The sequence below is a fragment of the Longispora albida DSM 44784 genome (assembly GCF_000379825.1).
In the GTDB taxonomy this organism is placed as follows: domain Bacteria; phylum Actinomycetota; class Actinomycetes; order Mycobacteriales; family Micromonosporaceae; genus Longispora; species Longispora albida.
The window spans coordinates 21,299-36,253 of sequence record NZ_KB903816.1; the positions used below are offsets into that span (position 1 = coordinate 21,299).

16 protein-coding genes are annotated in these 14,955 nt (G+C 69.2%); 7 read left to right on the top strand and 9 right to left on the bottom strand.

Annotation, left to right across the window (positions count from 1 at the left end; translation table 11 throughout):
* Window position 1: 1 nt before the first annotated feature.
* Complete coding sequence (locus A3G1_RS0109315; RefSeq protein ID WP_018349206.1) at window positions 2-2,767, bottom strand: ATP-binding protein; 2,766 nt, start codon at window positions 2,765-2,767, stop codon at window positions 2-4.
* Window positions 2,768-2,928: 161 nt separating this feature from the next.
* On the opposite strand from A3G1_RS0109315, the gene A3G1_RS0109320 reads away from it, so the two are divergent.
* The 3 genes from A3G1_RS0109320 to A3G1_RS0109330 are packed head-to-tail and all read left to right on the top strand — an operon-like array spanning window position 2,929 to window position 4,159.
* Window positions 2,929-3,264 carry a VOC family protein gene (locus A3G1_RS0109320; protein WP_018349207.1) on the top strand — a complete coding sequence of 112 codons (336 nt, stop codon included), beginning with the start codon at window positions 2,929-2,931 and terminating at the stop codon, window positions 3,262-3,264.
* A gap of 32 nt (window positions 3,265-3,296) precedes the next feature.
* Complete coding sequence (locus A3G1_RS0109325; protein ID WP_018349208.1) at window positions 3,297-3,743, top strand: YdeI/OmpD-associated family protein; 447 nt, start codon at window positions 3,297-3,299, stop codon at window positions 3,741-3,743.
* A complete protein-coding gene (locus A3G1_RS0109330) occupies window positions 3,740-4,159 on the top strand; it encodes a DoxX family protein (RefSeq protein WP_018349209.1) in 420 nt (139 codons plus the stop codon). The genes A3G1_RS0109325 and A3G1_RS0109330 overlap by 4 nt, the downstream gene beginning before the upstream one ends.
* Before the next feature lie 7 nt (window positions 4,160-4,166).
* On the opposite strand, the gene A3G1_RS0109335 is transcribed toward A3G1_RS0109330, so the two are convergent.
* The 7 genes from A3G1_RS0109335 to A3G1_RS34015 all read right to left on the bottom strand — a co-directional run bounded on the left by A3G1_RS0109335 (window position 4,167) and on the right by A3G1_RS34015 (window position 12,162).
* Complete coding sequence (locus tag A3G1_RS0109335; RefSeq protein ID WP_157641035.1) at window positions 4,167-5,216, bottom strand: ABC transporter ATP-binding protein; 1,050 nt, start codon at window positions 5,214-5,216, stop codon at window positions 4,167-4,169.
* Window positions 5,217-5,278: 62 nt separating this feature from the next.
* Window positions 5,279-6,298, bottom strand: coding sequence for an ABC transporter ATP-binding protein (locus tag A3G1_RS0109340; RefSeq protein ID WP_018349211.1), 1,020 nt, complete (start codon window positions 6,296-6,298; stop codon window positions 5,279-5,281).
* Window positions 6,295-7,290, bottom strand: coding sequence for an ABC transporter permease (locus tag A3G1_RS0109345; RefSeq protein ID WP_018349212.1), 996 nt, complete (start codon window positions 7,288-7,290; stop codon window positions 6,295-6,297). Before A3G1_RS0109345 ends, A3G1_RS0109340 begins: the two co-directional genes overlap by 4 nt.
* A gap of 9 nt (window positions 7,291-7,299) precedes the next feature.
* Complete coding sequence (locus A3G1_RS0109350) at window positions 7,300-9,030, bottom strand: ABC transporter substrate-binding protein (RefSeq protein ID WP_026211964.1); 1,731 nt, start codon at window positions 9,028-9,030, stop codon at window positions 7,300-7,302.
* A gap of 34 nt (window positions 9,031-9,064) precedes the next feature.
* Window positions 9,065-10,066 (bottom strand): ABC transporter permease, encoded by a 1,002-nt coding sequence (locus A3G1_RS0109355; RefSeq protein ID WP_018349214.1) that lies wholly within the window; start codon window positions 10,064-10,066, stop codon window positions 9,065-9,067.
* Between the two features lie 158 nt (window positions 10,067-10,224).
* Entirely contained in the window at window positions 10,225-10,629 is a 405-nt protein-coding gene (locus A3G1_RS0109360; RefSeq protein WP_040477960.1) for an acyl-CoA thioesterase, read from the bottom strand.
* Between the two features lie 57 nt (window positions 10,630-10,686).
* Window positions 10,687-12,162, bottom strand: coding sequence for a carbonic anhydrase (locus A3G1_RS34015; RefSeq protein ID WP_157641027.1), 1,476 nt, complete (start codon window positions 12,160-12,162; stop codon window positions 10,687-10,689).
* Window positions 12,163-12,380: 218 nt separating this feature from the next.
* On the opposite strand from A3G1_RS34015, the gene A3G1_RS0109370 reads away from it, so the two are divergent.
* Both A3G1_RS0109370 and A3G1_RS0109375 read left to right on the top strand, forming a co-directional pair.
* Window positions 12,381-12,584 (top strand): cold-shock protein, encoded by a 204-nt coding sequence (locus A3G1_RS0109370; RefSeq protein ID WP_018349217.1) that lies wholly within the window; start codon window positions 12,381-12,383, stop codon window positions 12,582-12,584.
* 264 nt (window positions 12,585-12,848) lie between these two features.
* Entirely contained in the window at window positions 12,849-13,208 is a 360-nt protein-coding gene (locus A3G1_RS0109375; RefSeq protein WP_157641028.1) for a hypothetical protein, read from the top strand.
* Between the two features lie 56 nt (window positions 13,209-13,264).
* Here A3G1_RS0109375 and A3G1_RS0109380 read toward each other — a convergent pair whose 3' ends face one another.
* On the bottom strand, window positions 13,265-13,888 hold the full coding sequence (locus A3G1_RS0109380; RefSeq protein WP_018349219.1) for a DedA family protein: 624 nt from the start codon (window positions 13,886-13,888) through the stop codon (window positions 13,265-13,267).
* Between the two features lie 45 nt (window positions 13,889-13,933).
* Between A3G1_RS0109380 and A3G1_RS0109385 the strand changes: the two genes are divergently transcribed.
* A complete protein-coding gene (locus A3G1_RS0109385; RefSeq protein ID WP_026211966.1) occupies window positions 13,934-14,728 on the top strand; it encodes a metallophosphoesterase in 795 nt (264 codons plus the stop codon).
* Between the two features lie 29 nt (window positions 14,729-14,757).
* Window positions 14,758-14,925, top strand: coding sequence for a hypothetical protein (locus A3G1_RS40445; RefSeq protein WP_018349221.1), 168 nt, complete (start codon window positions 14,758-14,760; stop codon window positions 14,923-14,925).
* The last annotated feature ends 30 nt before the right edge of the window (window positions 14,926-14,955 follow it).

Genomic DNA, 14,955 nt, shown 5'->3' on the forward strand with positions numbered 1-14,955 from the left:
CTCACAGGCTGAGGCCAGCCATCGCCGCCGCCCCGGTCCCGGCATGCTCGCCGCCAGCGAGGATGAGCGTGCGGGCCCACTGGTACCGGCAGCCGGCGGCGTCGAACGCGGCCGCGACGGCGAGCAGCCGGCCCTGGTCACCGTCGAGCAGTGCCTCGGCCCGGTCGAGCAGCGCGCCGGCGACCGGGTTCCCGCCCACGATCGTGCGGGAGTCCTTGATCCGGTCACGGGCGTCGGGGCTCGCGGTGAGCGCGGCTGCCTCGGCGCGCAGCGCGACGTACCAGTGCTGCCATACCCAGATGACCCACTCGTTCATCTCGCCGGGCTCGGCCAGCAGGCCCGTCAGTGCCCGGTCTGCCTGACCGTGGTGGAGCTGCACGATCGCGTCGAACACCGCGCTGTAGCCGGCCTTGTGTTCCGGCATCGCACCCAGTCCGTCCATGATGGACAGCCATTCGCCTCTCGGACCGTCGTCGCGGCGCAGGCCGTGGACCATCGCCACCGCGGCCGCCGCTGTGGCCAGGTCGGGGGCGTGCGGGCTGCCCGAACGTTCCCAGGCATCGCGGAACCGCCTGCTGCCGGCGAGTACGTCTCCGATGTTGCCCGCCAGCGCGTCCGCCACCAGGAGCCGGGAGGTGGCGAAGTCACCGCGTTCGGCCAGGAGCGGCAGGTCGCGCAGTTGCTCGCCCCACCGGCGGGCACCGTGGAGGTCGCCCACGCCGGTGCAGGTCTCGGCCGCCTCGGACAGCGCGTTGGCCTGTTCGTGCGCGCTGGCCGGCGTCACCGGTACTGAAGCGAGCAGTTCGACGCGCCGGCGGGTCGTCTGCGCGGTGGCGAAGGTGTCGCCGGCCCAGCACTGGACTGCGGTGAGCGCGTCCAGTGCGGCGCTGAGGGCGAGCGGGTCGCGGGTACGGGTGGCCAGCTCGACCGCGTGCTCGGCGCGCGCGAGCGCTACCGGCATGACTGTCTCCGGCTCGGCGTCGCTGAGGACTCCGCATTCGGCCAGGGCCACGGCAGCCAGGGCGGCGGGATCAGCGCCGGCCAGCTCACGTGCCTGGTCGAGCAGTGCGGCGGCCTCGCCAGGGGATGGCGCCTGGGAGAACGTGCCGGAGAAGCGGTACGTCGTCGCTACGGCCGTGGCCAGGTCACGGGCGGCCCCAGCGGTGTCACCGGCGCTCAGTGCGGTGTCCGCAGCAGCGCGGTACAGCCGGTACATGGCGTCGCCGTGCAGCCGGCAGCCGGCCACCGCTGCGGCGTGCCGGAGCGCCGAACGCACGGCGACCGGGTCGTCGGCCAGCGACGCCGCCTGTTCGTAACGCTGCTGGGCCTCGCTGGCCAGGTTCCGGGTGAAAGTGAGCTGAGCCAGGGCGACAGCCAGGTCGTGCGCGTCGGCCCGGGACTCGGGACGGCCTGCCGCCCAGCCCAACGCCGCCCGGATGTCGTCGGCCGCCACGTCGAACCCGGCGCGCCACACCCCAGTACCCGCCGGCGCAGTCCCGGCCAGGCTGGTGGCGGTCGCCAGGCACCAGCGCAGGTGGCGCGAGCGGACATCGTCGAGCTCACCGGCCCCAGCAAGCTGCTCTGTCCCGTACTGCCGGATGGTCTCCAGCGTGCGGTACCGGGTGCCACCCGGCGTCGGGGCGACCGTCAGCAGGCTCTGCTCAGTGAGCCGGGCCAGCGCGTCGGCGGTTTCGAACAGCCCGAAACCGGTCACCTGCCGCGCGGCGTCCACAGTGAACGGTGCGACGAAGACTGAGATCCGGCGCAGCACCGTACGGTCGTCCGGCTCCAGCAGGGCGTGGCTCCAGTCCAGCATGGCCCGTACCGAGCGGTGCCGGTCTTCGGCGCGCGCCCCGCCGGTCAGCAGCCGCAGCTGGTCGGGGAGTACCCCGGCCAGGCCGTCCAGGCCGAGCGCTGGCAGCCGGGCGGCCGCCAGCTCGATCGCCAGCGCCACCCCGTCCAGCCCCCGGCAGATCTCGGCGGCCTGGGTACGCTGCTCCGGCGTCACCGGCCAGCCCACAGCCGCAGCGCGTTCGAGGAGCAACGCGACCGCGTCCGGGTCGCCGGTCTCGCTGTCGAGTGACAGCGGCGGGATGGGGTGGACGCGCTCGAACGGTACTGTCAGCCGCGCCCGGCTGGTGGCCAGCACGGTCAGCCGGGGGCACCCCGCGAGCAGCCGTTCCAGCAGGGGCGCGACGCCGTCTCGTACGTGCTCGCAGTTGTCGAGTACCAGCAGGGCGTGCCGGTCGGCGAACGCGGCGACGACCGACTCGTCCATGCCACGGCTCTGCTGCTCACCGATGCCGGCCGCTGCTGCCACCGCCGCGCTGACCATCGCCGGATCGGTGACCGGTACCAGGTCGGCGAACCACACGCCGTCGGCGAAGTCGCCGGCCGCGGCCTCCGCGACCGCCAGCGCGAGCCGGGTCTTGCCCACCCCGCCCGGGCCGACAGCGCTCACCTGCCGGTGTTCCCTGACCGCCGCGATCAGTTCCGCCAGCTCACGTGACCGGCCGACGAACGAGGTCACCGGCGCGGGCAGCCCCAGCGCCGGCATGCCACCACGTGCGGTCCGGCTCCACTCCGCGGCTAGTTGCGCGAGGCCCCGCCGGTCCGCGGCACCGAGCTTGCGCAGCAGCGAGGAGACGTGTGTCTCGACGGTACGGACCGAGATGAACAGCCGCGCGCCGATCTCGGCGTTGCTGAGATGCTCCCCAACCAGGTTCAGCACCTCGGCCTCCCGGCCAGAGATCCCCTGAGCTACCACGGGCCCATCCTGCCCTACACCTGCGCCCGGCTCAGTGGTGGTCTCCGTGGTCAGTACGGATGTGTGGCCGGCCTGGCCGGGAGAAGCTCTGTGCATGGCCGGCGCCGAACACGCCGGCCGGGCCAGCCAGGCCGAAGCGCCTCACGACTCAGGAGCCAAACATGATCAAGACTGTGCTGCACCCCGTGTCCGACCTCGCGGCGGCCAAGGCGGTGTACTCCGCGCTGACCGGCACCGCGCCGCAGGTCGACAGCACGTACTACGTCGGCTTCGACGTCGACGGCCAGCAGATCGGCCTGGTACCTGCTGGCGGCCCGCAGGGCATGACCTCTCCGGTGGCCTACTGGCACGTGCCGGACATCGAGGCGAAGCTGGCCGAGGTCACCGCAGCTGGCGCGACCATGCAGGACCCCGTCCGCGACGTCGGCGGCGGCCGCCTGGTGGCCACCGTGACCGACCCCGACGGCAATGTCCTCGGCCTGATGCAGGACAGCTGAACCGAACTTCCCGGCCAATAGAGGAGTACGCCATGAAGTTCCGCACTCTCGTCGAGCCGCCCGAGCCCATGCGCGGGCTGGAGGTTCCGCCCGAGGTGATGGAGGAGCTCGGCGGGGGCGCCCGGCCACCGGTGACCATCACGATCAACGGGCACTCGTGGCAGAGCCGGGTCGCCATCCTGCGAGGCCGCCACCTGCTCGGCCTCAGCAACGCCAACCGGCGGGCCGCCGGGGTCGAGATCGGCGAGGAGATCGAGGTCGAGCTGGAACTCGACACCGAGCCACGCGTCGTCGCCGAACCAGCGGACTTCGCCCAGGCCCTGGACGAGAATCCGGCCGCCCGCGCCGCGTACGACAGCCTCGCCTACAGCCACAAGCGCGAGCATGTCCGCGCCGTCGAGAGCGCGAAGAAGCCCGAGACGCGCCAGCGGCGTATCGAAAAAGCCATCACCACCCTCCTGAAAGGACAAACATCATGAAGCGCCTCATGACCGGCCTGTACTGGTTCCTCGCCCTGGAGTTCATGCTCGGAGCTGTGACCAAGTTCTGGCCTGGCGACACGATATTCAGCTCGGCGTACTCCGTGAAGTTCGCCGAGTGGGGTTACCCGGCCTGGATGCGCTTCGTGGTCGGCGCGCTGGAAGGCATCGCCGCCATCCTGCTCGTGATCCCCAACAAGCGAACGCGTTTCGTGGCCGCGACGACGCTGATGTTCGTGCTCACCGGCGCGGCCACCACGCACATGGTCAACCACGACCCGGCAGTGGAGAGCTGGGCCGCGCCGGCCCACCTCGTCATCATGGGCATCCTCGCGCTGGCCAACTGGCCCGCCACCTGGAGAGACCTCCTGCGCGCTCCCGCCGCCGCCGCCGGAACACCGCTCCCGGCAAAATGACGAACTTCTATCCCGTACCGGCCACCGCCGCCCCGTCCCCCGGCGCGTTCTCCGGGAAGTGGCAGGCGACACGGTGTCCGGGGCGGAGTTCGCGCAAAGGCGGCTCGATCTGACGGCACACGTCCTGGGCCTTCCAGCACCGCGTGTGGAACGGGCAGGCCGGCGGCGGGTCGAGCGGGCTCGGCACGTCGCCTTCGAGGCGGATGCGCTTCGGGCGTTTCGTGCTGGCCGGGCCGGGGATGGGCACCGCGGACATCAGGGCGACCGTGTAGGGGTGCATCGGCGTCTCGTACAGCGACTTCCGGGGGCCGAGCTCCGCGATCTTGCCGAGGTACATGACGGCGACCCGGTCGCTGATGTGCCGGACGACGGAGAGGTCGTGCGCGATAACCAGGTACGTCAGGCCGAGGGTGTCCTGGAGGTCCTCCAGCAGGTTGATCACCTGGGCCTGGATCGACACGTCCAGCGCGGACACCGGCTCGTCGGCGATGATCAGTTTCGGCTTGAGCGCGAGGGTGCGGGCGATGCCGATCCGCTGGCGCTGCCCGCCGGAGAACTCGTGCGGGTAGCGGTTGTAGTGCTCGGGGCTGAGGCCGACGAGTTCGAGGAGTTCCTGGACGGACTTCTTCACGCCCCCTTCCGTGCTGATCTTCTGGATCCGGAAGGGCGCCCCGACGATCGCGCCGACCGTGTGCCGGGGGTTGAGGCTGCTGTACGGGTCCTGGAAGATCATCTGGATGTCGCGGCGGAGCGGCCGCATCTGACCGGGCCGCAGGTGCGTGATGTCCCGGCCGTCGAACACGATCCGGCCGCTGGTCGGCTCGATGAGCCGGACGAGCAGCCGGCCGGTGGTCGTCTTGCCGCAGCCCGACTCGCCGACCAGGCCGAGCGTCTCGCCGGCCGTGACGGTGAAGCTGACCCCGTCGACGGCCTTGACGAGCTGCTTGGGCTTGAACAGTCCACTGTGGGCGGGGAAATGCTTGGTCAGCGCCTCGACTTCGAGCAGGGTCTCCCCCTGCGGCGCCTCCGGGGGTACCTCCAGCGGCACCACGTCCATCGGCCTGGCCACGAGATCCCGGCCAGCCTGGCCCCGCCCGGGCGAACCCTCACCGAAGCTGTTCATCGTCCACCCTCCACGGCTGGCCTGATGTCGTGCTGCCAGATCCGGCGGCGTTCCTCCACGGGTATGTGGCAGGCGACCCTGTGGCCCGGTGCCACCTCGGTCAGCGGCGGGACGAGGGTGCGGCTGGCCAGGTCGGCGTACGGGCAGCGGGGGTGGAAGGCGCAGCCAGCCGGTACGTTGATCATGCTCGGCGGGGTGCCCTTGATCTGGAGCAGCCGGTCCGTCGGCTCCGCGTCCAGCCGGGGCATCGAGCCGAGCAGGCCCCAGGTGTAGGGATGCTCGGGGGCGGTGAAGAGGTCCTCGGCGCTGGCGTACTCGGCGGCCCGGCCCGCGTACATGACGAGGATGTTGTCGGAGAGTTCCGAGACGACGCCGAGGTCGTGGGTGATGAGGATGACGGCGGTGTTGAAGTCGCGTTGCAGGTCGCGGATCAGGTCGAGGATCTGGGCCTGCACGGTGACGTCGAGCGCCGTCGTCGGCTCGTCGGCGATCAGCAGCTCGGGATCGCAGGACAACGCCATCGCGATCATGGCGCGCTGCCGCATGCCGCCGGAGAACTGGTGCGGGTAGTCGTCGACCCGCTTGTCCGGCCGGGGGATGCCGACCCTGTTCAGCATGTCGATCGCGTGCTTGCGGGCCACGGCCTTGGTGACGCGGTGGTGGATCCGGTACGCCTCGATGATCTGCTGGCCGACGCTGTAGAACGGGTGCATCGCCGAGAGCGGGTCCTGGAAGATCATGGCCATCTTCCGGCCGCGCAGCTTCCGCACCTCCTCGCTCGACGCGTCGAGCAGCGAGATCCCGTCGAGCCAGATCTCCCCGGATCGCTTCGCGCCCTTCAGCAGGCCCATGATCGCCAGGCTGGTGACCGACTTCCCCGAGCCGGACTCCCCCACGATGCCGAGCGTCTCGCCGCGTGCCACGCCGAACGACACGTCGTTCACCGACCTGACCAGCCCGTCGTCGGTCGGGAAGGACACCTGGAGGTCCTTGACCTGGAGGAAGGGTGCGGTCATGACAGCCTCACGCGCGGGTCGGCGACCGCGTAGAGCAGGTCGACGATCAGGTTGGCGACCACGATGAAGAAGGCGGCCAGCATCGTCACGCCCAGCACCTGCGGCAGGTCGTTGTTGTTGATCGCGTCGATCGCGTAGCGGCCGATGCCGGGCAGGGAGAACGTGCTCTCCGTCAGCACGGCCCCGCCCAGCAGCAGCCCGATGTCCAGGCCGAACACGGTCAGGATCGGGGTCAGGGTCGCCCGGAGCGCGTGCCTGGTGACAACGATGCGCTCGGGTAGACCCTTGGCACGTGCCGTCCGGATGTAGTCCTCACCCATCGTCTCCAGCATGCCGGCCCTGGTCAGCCGGGCATACAGCGCCGCGTAGAGGAACGCGAGCGTGATCCAGGGCAGCAGCAGGTTCTTCGCCCAGGCCAGTGGGTCGTCGGTGATCGACACGTAGCTCACGCCGGTCGGCAGGAACAACGCCAGCGACAGCAGACCCGTGAAGAAGATGGGTAAGGAAACCCCGGCCAGAGCCGTGATCATGGCTGCCCGGTCGAAGAACGAGCCCTTTCTCAAGGCCGACAGGACCCCGATCGACACCCCGGCCAGCAGCCACAGCACCGAGGCGCCGAAGGCCAGCGAGGCTGTCACCTCCATCCGGTCCACCAGGTCGGGCCACACCGGGCGCTGCGTTTTGAAGGAATAGCCAAAACAGGGCGGAGGACAATATTCGGTACTGGGACCGAAGGAGTACTCCCGCCCGGCGACGATGCCCTTCACGAACCGGCCGTACTGCACCGTGATCGGCTGGTCCAGCCCCAGCTTCACCTTCGTCGCCTCGATCTCGGCCTGGCTCGGGTCCTTACCGACGTACTGGGCTGCCAGCTGGTCGACCGTCTGGCCGGCCAGGCGCGGTACCACGAAGAAGATCGCGAAGGTCACCATGCTGGTGACGACCAGCAGCAGTACCGCGCCCAGCGCCCGCCGGATCACGAACCCGGCCATGCCTGCCCCCTAGCCCTTCCCGAGCCCGACGTAGTCGTACATGCCGAACGGGTACGAGATGAACACGTTCGTCATCGCCGGGTTGCGGTAGAGGAGGCCCTTGCCGTACAGGAACGGCACCACGGAGGCGTGTTCCATCGCGGCCTTGTCGATCTGGCCGTAGATGGTCTCGCGTTCCTTGGCGTCGGTGCTCGCCGCCGCCTTGTCGAACATCGCGTTGATCTCCGGGACGTTCATCTCCTGCACGTTGGTGTTGCCCTGTGCCTTGATGGTCCGGCCGTCCACCAGCTGCTGGAGGAAGCCGTAGCCGGTCGGCCAGTCGGCCTGCCAGCCGTGGAAGGCGATCCCGATCTGGTTGCCCTTCATGTACTCGGGCGCGCCGGCGAAGCGGGTGAAGTACTGGCCCGCGGGCACCGAGCGGATCTCCGCCTTGATGTTCACCTTCCCCAGCGCCTGCTGGAGCGCCTCGCCGGCTGCCACCTCGTTCGGCCGGTCGGCACGGAGCAGGATCTTGGTCTCGAAGCCGTCCGGCCTGCCGCACCTGGTCAGCGCGTCCTTGGCCTTGGCCACGTCACCCTTGCTCTCCGGCGTCGCGTACAGGTCGAACTTCTGGTACCCGACGATGGTCGGCGGCAGCATCGTCGTCGCCACGTCGCCACCTGCGATCGGCCCGCCGTACGCGGTCTGGAGCGCCACCTTGTCCGTCGCGTACTGGACGGCCTTGCGGCACTCGATGTTGTCGAACGGCGCGACCTTCTCGTCCATCACGAAGAACCACAGCCGGCCGGTGAAGGTGTTGTCGGAGTTCTTCTTCAGGTTCGGGTCGGACAGCACCCGGGACCGGGCGGCGGCCTGCATGCCGGAGCCCGCGATGTCGGCGTCGAGCGAGCCGGCCAGTAGCCGGTTGTCGATGTCCTCAGCGTTCACCTTCAGCTTCACGTCGATCTTGTCGACGAGCTGCTTGCGGTTCGGGTCGGAGCTGTCCCAGTTCGGGTTCTTGCTCAGCACGAACTGCTTGCCAGGCTCGTAGGTGTCCACTTTGTACGAACCGGTGGACATCGGGTGCTCCTGGTACTTGGCACCCGTGTCCTTGGCCTGCGGCACCGGAATCGTCTGCGGGCTGGACACCAGGAAGTCGAAGTCACCGAACGGCTGCTTCAGCTTGAACACGACCGTCGTGTCGTCCGGCGTCTGGATGCCGGTGAAGGCGTTGATGTCCGTGTTCTTGTACGGGCCGGTGTAGGTACCGGCGTCGAGCAGGTCCACGAAGTACGTGGGGCCGTTCGGCAGGACGTCACGGGCGTAGGTCCGCGCGACGGCGTACTTGACGTCCTTCGCGGTCACCGGAGTGCCGTCCTCGTACTTGATGCCCGGCTTGAGCTTGTAGGTGACCGTCCGCCCGCCGTCACTCACCTCGCCGAGGTTCTGCGCGAGGTCGGGTACGAGGGTCAGCCCGTCCTTGCCGGCCGCCGGTTTGAACGTGGTCAGCGCCCGGCCGTACAACCGCGCGAAGTTCCACGAGAAGGCGTAGTACGTGTTACCGGGATCGATCGAGTCCCAGTCGTCGGACAGCGCCAGGTTCAGCGTGCCGCCCGTCTTCGCCGACTGGTTCACGATCGAGGCGTCGGCCGCGTTGAACTCCGCGGTGCCGCCGTTGTCCTTGTCGTCCCCGCTGGAACACGCCGTGACCCCGAGGGCCAGGGCCACGACCGCCGCTAGACCGGTCTTCTTCATCATCATGGTGTCCACCCCCTCGGGTGTCCGCTGTTGGTTGTCACCGGGCGCGCGGGTCGAGCGCGTCGCGCAGCCCGTCGCCCAGCAGGTTGAAGGCCATCACCGTGACGAAGATGGCCAGGCCCGGCACCACCAGGTACATCGGGGCGACGGAGTAGAACGGCACAGCGTCGGCCAGCATCTTGCCCCAGGACGGGGTGGGTGGCCGGATGCCGACGCCGAGGAAGGACAGCGCGGCCTCGAACAGGATGTTGGCGGGGATCATCAGCGTCGAGTACACGAGGATCGGGGCCGCGAGGTTCGGCAGCATCTCCTTGAACATCACCCACCGGCCGCGCGCGCCCAGGCTGCGGGCGGCGTCGACGAACTCGCGCTCGCGCAGCGACAGCGTCTGCCCCCGGATGATCCGGCCGATGTACGGCCAGTTGAAGAAGCCGATGATGAAGACGAGTACAGCGATCCGGAGCGTGTTGCCGCTCAGCCCGAAGGCCCGGTCGGGGATCACCCCGGCCAGGGCCAGCGCGAACAGCAGCAGCGGGAACGCGAGGAAGGCATCCATCAGGCGGCTGATCAGGGTGTCGACCCAGCCGCCGAAGTACCCGGCGACGATGCCCATCAGGGTGCCGATCGCGACGGAGACCAGGGTCGCGAGGAAGCCGATCAGGAGGGAGATCTGCGCGCCGTACAGGATCCGGCTGAACACGTCACGGCCGGAGCGTGGCTCGACGCCCAGCGGGTGCTCCCAGCTGAACCCGGCGAAGGTTCCCTCACCCTTCGGCTTGCTGAACGTGGGGTCGACCAGGTCCTGGTGGAAGTCGGTCGGCGAGCCGCCGGTGATCCGGGTGAGGAGCGGGGCGGCGATGGCCGCCAGGATCAGGACGACGATCACGACGCCGCCGGCCAGCGCGACCCTGTCGCGGCGCAGTCTCAGCCAGGCGATCTGGCCCAGCGACCGGCCCTCGATGGCACGCCCGGCCCCCGCCAGGACCGCTTCGGGCTGGGCCTGGGTGGCCGTTTCCGGTACATCGAGCGGACTGGTCATCGCACCGTCCCCGTAGTACGGAACGTTGCCCGACCGGCAGCCTGCGCGGCCACCCCCGTGACCCGATCAGGGCCTCACAGTCCCCAATCCTAGCCCGCTATATCCGTTATTCCCGGACGCTTGCCAGCGCTCCACACATCTCTCGTACATAGGGCCAATCAGCTGTAATCCGACCAGAAAGCACGCTCGTCCGGATCGAGCGGCCTCGACTTCTTCCCCTCGTACGAGTACGCGACCAGCACGCACTCGCACGAGGCCACCAGGTCCTCCCCGTCGTACATCTCCTGGCTCAGCGTCCACGACGACGTCCCGAGCTTGCTGGCCCAGGTCTCCACGCGCAGCAGCAGCCCCGGCCGGTACTCCACCGGATAGCGGTAGTCCACAGCGACCCGCGCCGCGATGTACCCCCGGTCGCCGGGCGCACCGGCCAGCCCCGACGGCGACGTGGACAGCAGTTCCATCCGGGCATCCTCGAAATAGGACAGATACCGCGAGTGGTTCACGTGCCCGAGCTGGTCGGGGTCCGACCACCGGACCTGGGCGTGGTGCACAGCTTTAGCCATGCCGAGAACATACGTGGGACCCCTCACGTCGTGATAGCGACGTGAGGGGTCCCACGATCATGAAGCCGGGACCTCCACAAGCTTGCCGGTGTCCGGGCAGACCCGGCTGACCTTCGCAGCGCCGATGTCGAAGTACAGCCCGTGCAGCCGGAGCCGCCCGGCGGCGATGGCCTCCGCGACCGCCGGGTATGTCCGCAGGTGGGCGAGCTGCTGGAGGACGTTCATCCGGCCCAGCCACTCGTGGCCCTTCACACTCGCCGACTCCGGCCAGGCCCGGGTCTCCCGGAACAGCCGGACGCTCGGCGTCACGTGCCGCAGCCACTGGCCGAGGTGCCCGCCGAGCTGCTTGCCGCTCAGCGTGGCCTTCATGGCCCCGCAGTCGGAGTGGCCGCAGACCGCGATCGAGGTGACGCCCAGTTTCACCGCGAACTCGATCGCCGCGCCGATCGACGGGTCGATGCCGTGCTGGGGCACCAGATTCCCCACGTTACGGACGCAGAACAGGTCCCCGGGCCCGCTCATGGTGATCACGTTCGGTACCACGCGCGAATCGGCGCACGTGATGAAGAACTGCTCCGGCTGCTGCCCGTCCGCGAGATCCATCAGGTACGGCCGGACGAGTTCCGCCCCGCGCCGCTGGAACTCGGCCACCCCCGTCGTGATCGGATCCCGGCTCGCCCTGGCCCACGACCCCCACGGCGCGAGGAACCGGCGCGGCGGGCCGGGCAGCGTCTTGCGCAGCAGCGGGTGCCGGGCGCCTGCCCGCTGGTACCAGCTGTCGTGAACCTCCTCCACCATCACCCGGCCGCCGAGCTGCTCCTGCTCCTCGCGCCAGGTCCGCAGCGCCTCGAAGGCCGCGTGGTCGAGGAAGTCCACGTGCAGCTCGAGGGTCACGGCCGAGCCGGGCGGCACGGCGCGCAGCTCGCGGAGCAGCCGGCCGACGCCGAGGAAGACGAGCGTGCCGCGCACGGTGACCCGCCAGCCGGCGTCCTCGCACGGGGCGACCGTGACCGTGCAGTGGGTCAGCCGGTACACGGAGACGGCCAGGGCCGCGAGCAGCCCGAGCACCACCCCGGCGACCAGCCCGCCGAAGAGCACACCGGCGGCGGTGACCACGTACGTGAGGATCTCGTGATGCCGCCAGAAGGTCCGCAGGTGGGCCACGCCGATCAGCTTGATCCCGCGCACCCCGCCAAGTACCCCGGCAGCGACGGCGATCGCCCCGACGATCAGGGTGTGCTGGAGCCCGCCGTCACCTTCCGGCCACAGCCGGACGATATCGGGCAGGTCGAGCAAAGCGTGCACCTGGTCGAGCACGATCGTCGCCGCGGCACCCGTCAGCGCCCCGTGCACGACGGCGGGAGACAGTCTCAGCGTGCCCGGCCCGAGCCGCGTCGCCCCCAGGACGAACCGGACACCAGCGGCACCGAGGACCACCGCGCTCGCGACCGGCCAGCCGTACTCGTGACTGAGCCCACCAGCGAGAATGAGCACGGCAAGCGGCAGTTCCAGCCGAGTAATTACGCTACGCATGTACACAGTCACACATTGTGACGTGTCACATAGGGGGTGTCACCACCCGCCCAGGGTGCTAACCTTCGGTGAGGTTGCAGTCATAGCTTTTTGGCACGTGCTTGTTACGCCCGCAAAGTTTGTGACAGGCGGGCGTTCGCTTTCCCGAGTTGACGTTCGTCGCAGCCGGCCAGCCCACGAGGTGTGGGGTGGAGCTAGCTACGTTTCAGGGAGAGCGCATGGCGCAGGGCACCGTGAAGTGGTTCAACGCTGAAAAGGGCTACGGGTTCATCACGCCGGATGGTGGCGGCGCGGACCTGTTCGTTCACTTCTCAGCTATTCAGTCGAGCGGCTACCGCTCCCTGGAGGAGAACCAGCGGGTCGAGTTCGAGGTCACCACGGGCCAGAAGGGCCCGCAGGCCGACCAGGTTCGCCCGCTGTAACTACAGCCACTCACGGGCTTGTGCTATATGCACAAGCCCGTGTTTGCTTTCTGGTGGTGCCGACCCGCTGAGAACCAATCTGGACTGCGCAAGCGCGAGAGCCCGCATACAACACCGGTATGCGGGCTCTCGCGTTGCTTGCCAGATCCGCTCTCGGCGGGCCACCTCGCCTTAGATCGAAAAACATCTAAAAATGCATCATGCCGGGCATCTGGCCCATACGCTTTTCGGCGAGTCCAACTCGACCGTGAAGGGCTGATGATGATGGCTGATTACGCAACCGGTACCCGGGTCAGTGCCACTAACCCGCAGTCTGGCGAAGAAGGCTGGCAGTGGGTGATCGTGGACGGCACGCGCCGGCCGATCGCCGACACCACGTACAACACCCTCTATGTCGACAAGAACTCGTTCCAGCTCGACAACCTGTACGACATTCCCGAAGGCTCCGAGATCAGCAGCGCGTATCTCGCCAATGACGACGACGGGACGACGTACCTGGTGACCGAGGGGACCAAGTACAAGATCACCAGTCAGGCGGCTGTCGACAAGCTCGGCTTCGACAAGTCCAACGCGCGTACCGGCGAGGATCTGAACTCGATGGGCGCGGGAGCCGACATCTCCTGACCCAGCCAGCGGTGCGGCGGAAGAGGGCGCAGCGTGCGCCCTCTTTTCGTTTCCGGCTACTCGGCCTCGGCGGCCGCGAACTCCCGCGTGGCCCGGCGCTTGATGTACAGCGTGGTCCCGATGCCGAACAGGACCGCGATCAGCAGGCCGGCCCAGCCGAAGCCCTTGAGCCACTTCTCGGCGACCTCGCCCAGCCAGTAGATGACGAAGGTCGTGCCGAAGGCCCAGACGATCCCGCCGGCCGCGTTCGCGACGAGGAACCGGCCGTAGGGCACCTTGAGCGCGCCGGCCAGCGGACCAGCGAGGATCCGGAGCAGGGCGATGAACCGGCCGAAGAACACGGCCCACACGCCCCAGCGGTCGAAGAAGCTCTCCGCCTTGGCCAGGTGGGCCGGGCCGAGGTGCTTCGGGAAGCGCCGTCCGAGCCGCTCCAGCAGCGCGCGGCCGCCCCGCCTGCCCACCGCGTACCCGACGGAGTCGCCGATGATGGCGCCCGTGCTGGCCGCGATGGCCACGCCCCACGGGCTGACCGCCTTCATCGCCGACATCAGTGACGCGCTGACCAGCACGACCTCGCCGGGTAGCGGGATGCCCATACTCTCGACCCCGATGACCAGGCCGACGACGAGATAGACGACGAAAGGCGGCAGCGTTTGCAGCCACTCAGCCACGAACTCCACTTGGCCAGCCTCCCTGCGCGAGAACCCGTGATCTACCCTCAGTACGTGACCGAGCAGCCGTCAGCGCCCAGCGCGCTCTATGTGGTCGGCGACGTGCACGGCCACCGTACCGAACTCGCCGGCGCCCTGCACAACGCCGGACTGACCGGCGAGGGCGGCGAGTGGGCCGGCGGGGACGCGCAGCTGTGGTTCCTCGGCGACCTGGTCGACCGCGGCCCGGACGGCCTCGGCGTACTCGATCTTGTAATGAGCCTGCACAGCCAGGCTGACGGCCAGGTGGAGCTGCTGCTCGGCAACCACGAGATCCTGCTGCTCGGCATGCACCGCTGGGGTGAGACGGAGATCTCACTGTCCACCGGTTCCGCGTCCTTCGCGCGCTCGTGGCTGCGCAACGGCGGGCAGCTCGGCGACCTGCACGGGGTCGAGGAGACCCACCTCGCCTGGCTGCGCGAGCGCCCGCTCGCCGCCGTCGTGGCAGACCGGCTGCTCGTGCACTCCGACACGCTGTCCTACCTGGCGTACGGCGACACGATCGAGGAGATCACCAAGACGGTCCACGACGTCCTGAACGGCGACGACGCGGGAGCCTGGTGGGACATCTGGCGGCGGCTGACCACCCGGTTCGCCTTCCGGGGCGAGGACGGGCCGGCCCACGCCGCCACGCTGCTCGGCGCGCTCGGCGGGCAGCGGATCGTGCACGGGCACTCCCCGGTGCCCGACCAGCTGGGCATCCTGCCGGAGGACGCGCCGGTGTCCTTCGAGTACTGCGAGGGCCTGGTGACCAATGTGGACAGCGGGCTGTGCCAGGGCGGCCCGGTGCCGCTGCTGCGGCTCAGCTGAATCGATCTTCCTGGTTACTGCTGGCAGCTGTGGCCGACTACAACCAGACTCAGTTCCAGGAGTACGCCAGGGGCCGCGCCCTCGATCCGGCGGAGCTCCGGCAGCGGACCGAGCGGTTCGAGCGGCACGCGGCGGAGGCACCGGAGGACGAGCTGGTGACCGGAGAGGCCGGCCTGCTGGTCTTCGAGCGGCCGTGACGGGGTTGTCAGGGGTACGCCGTAGGCTGG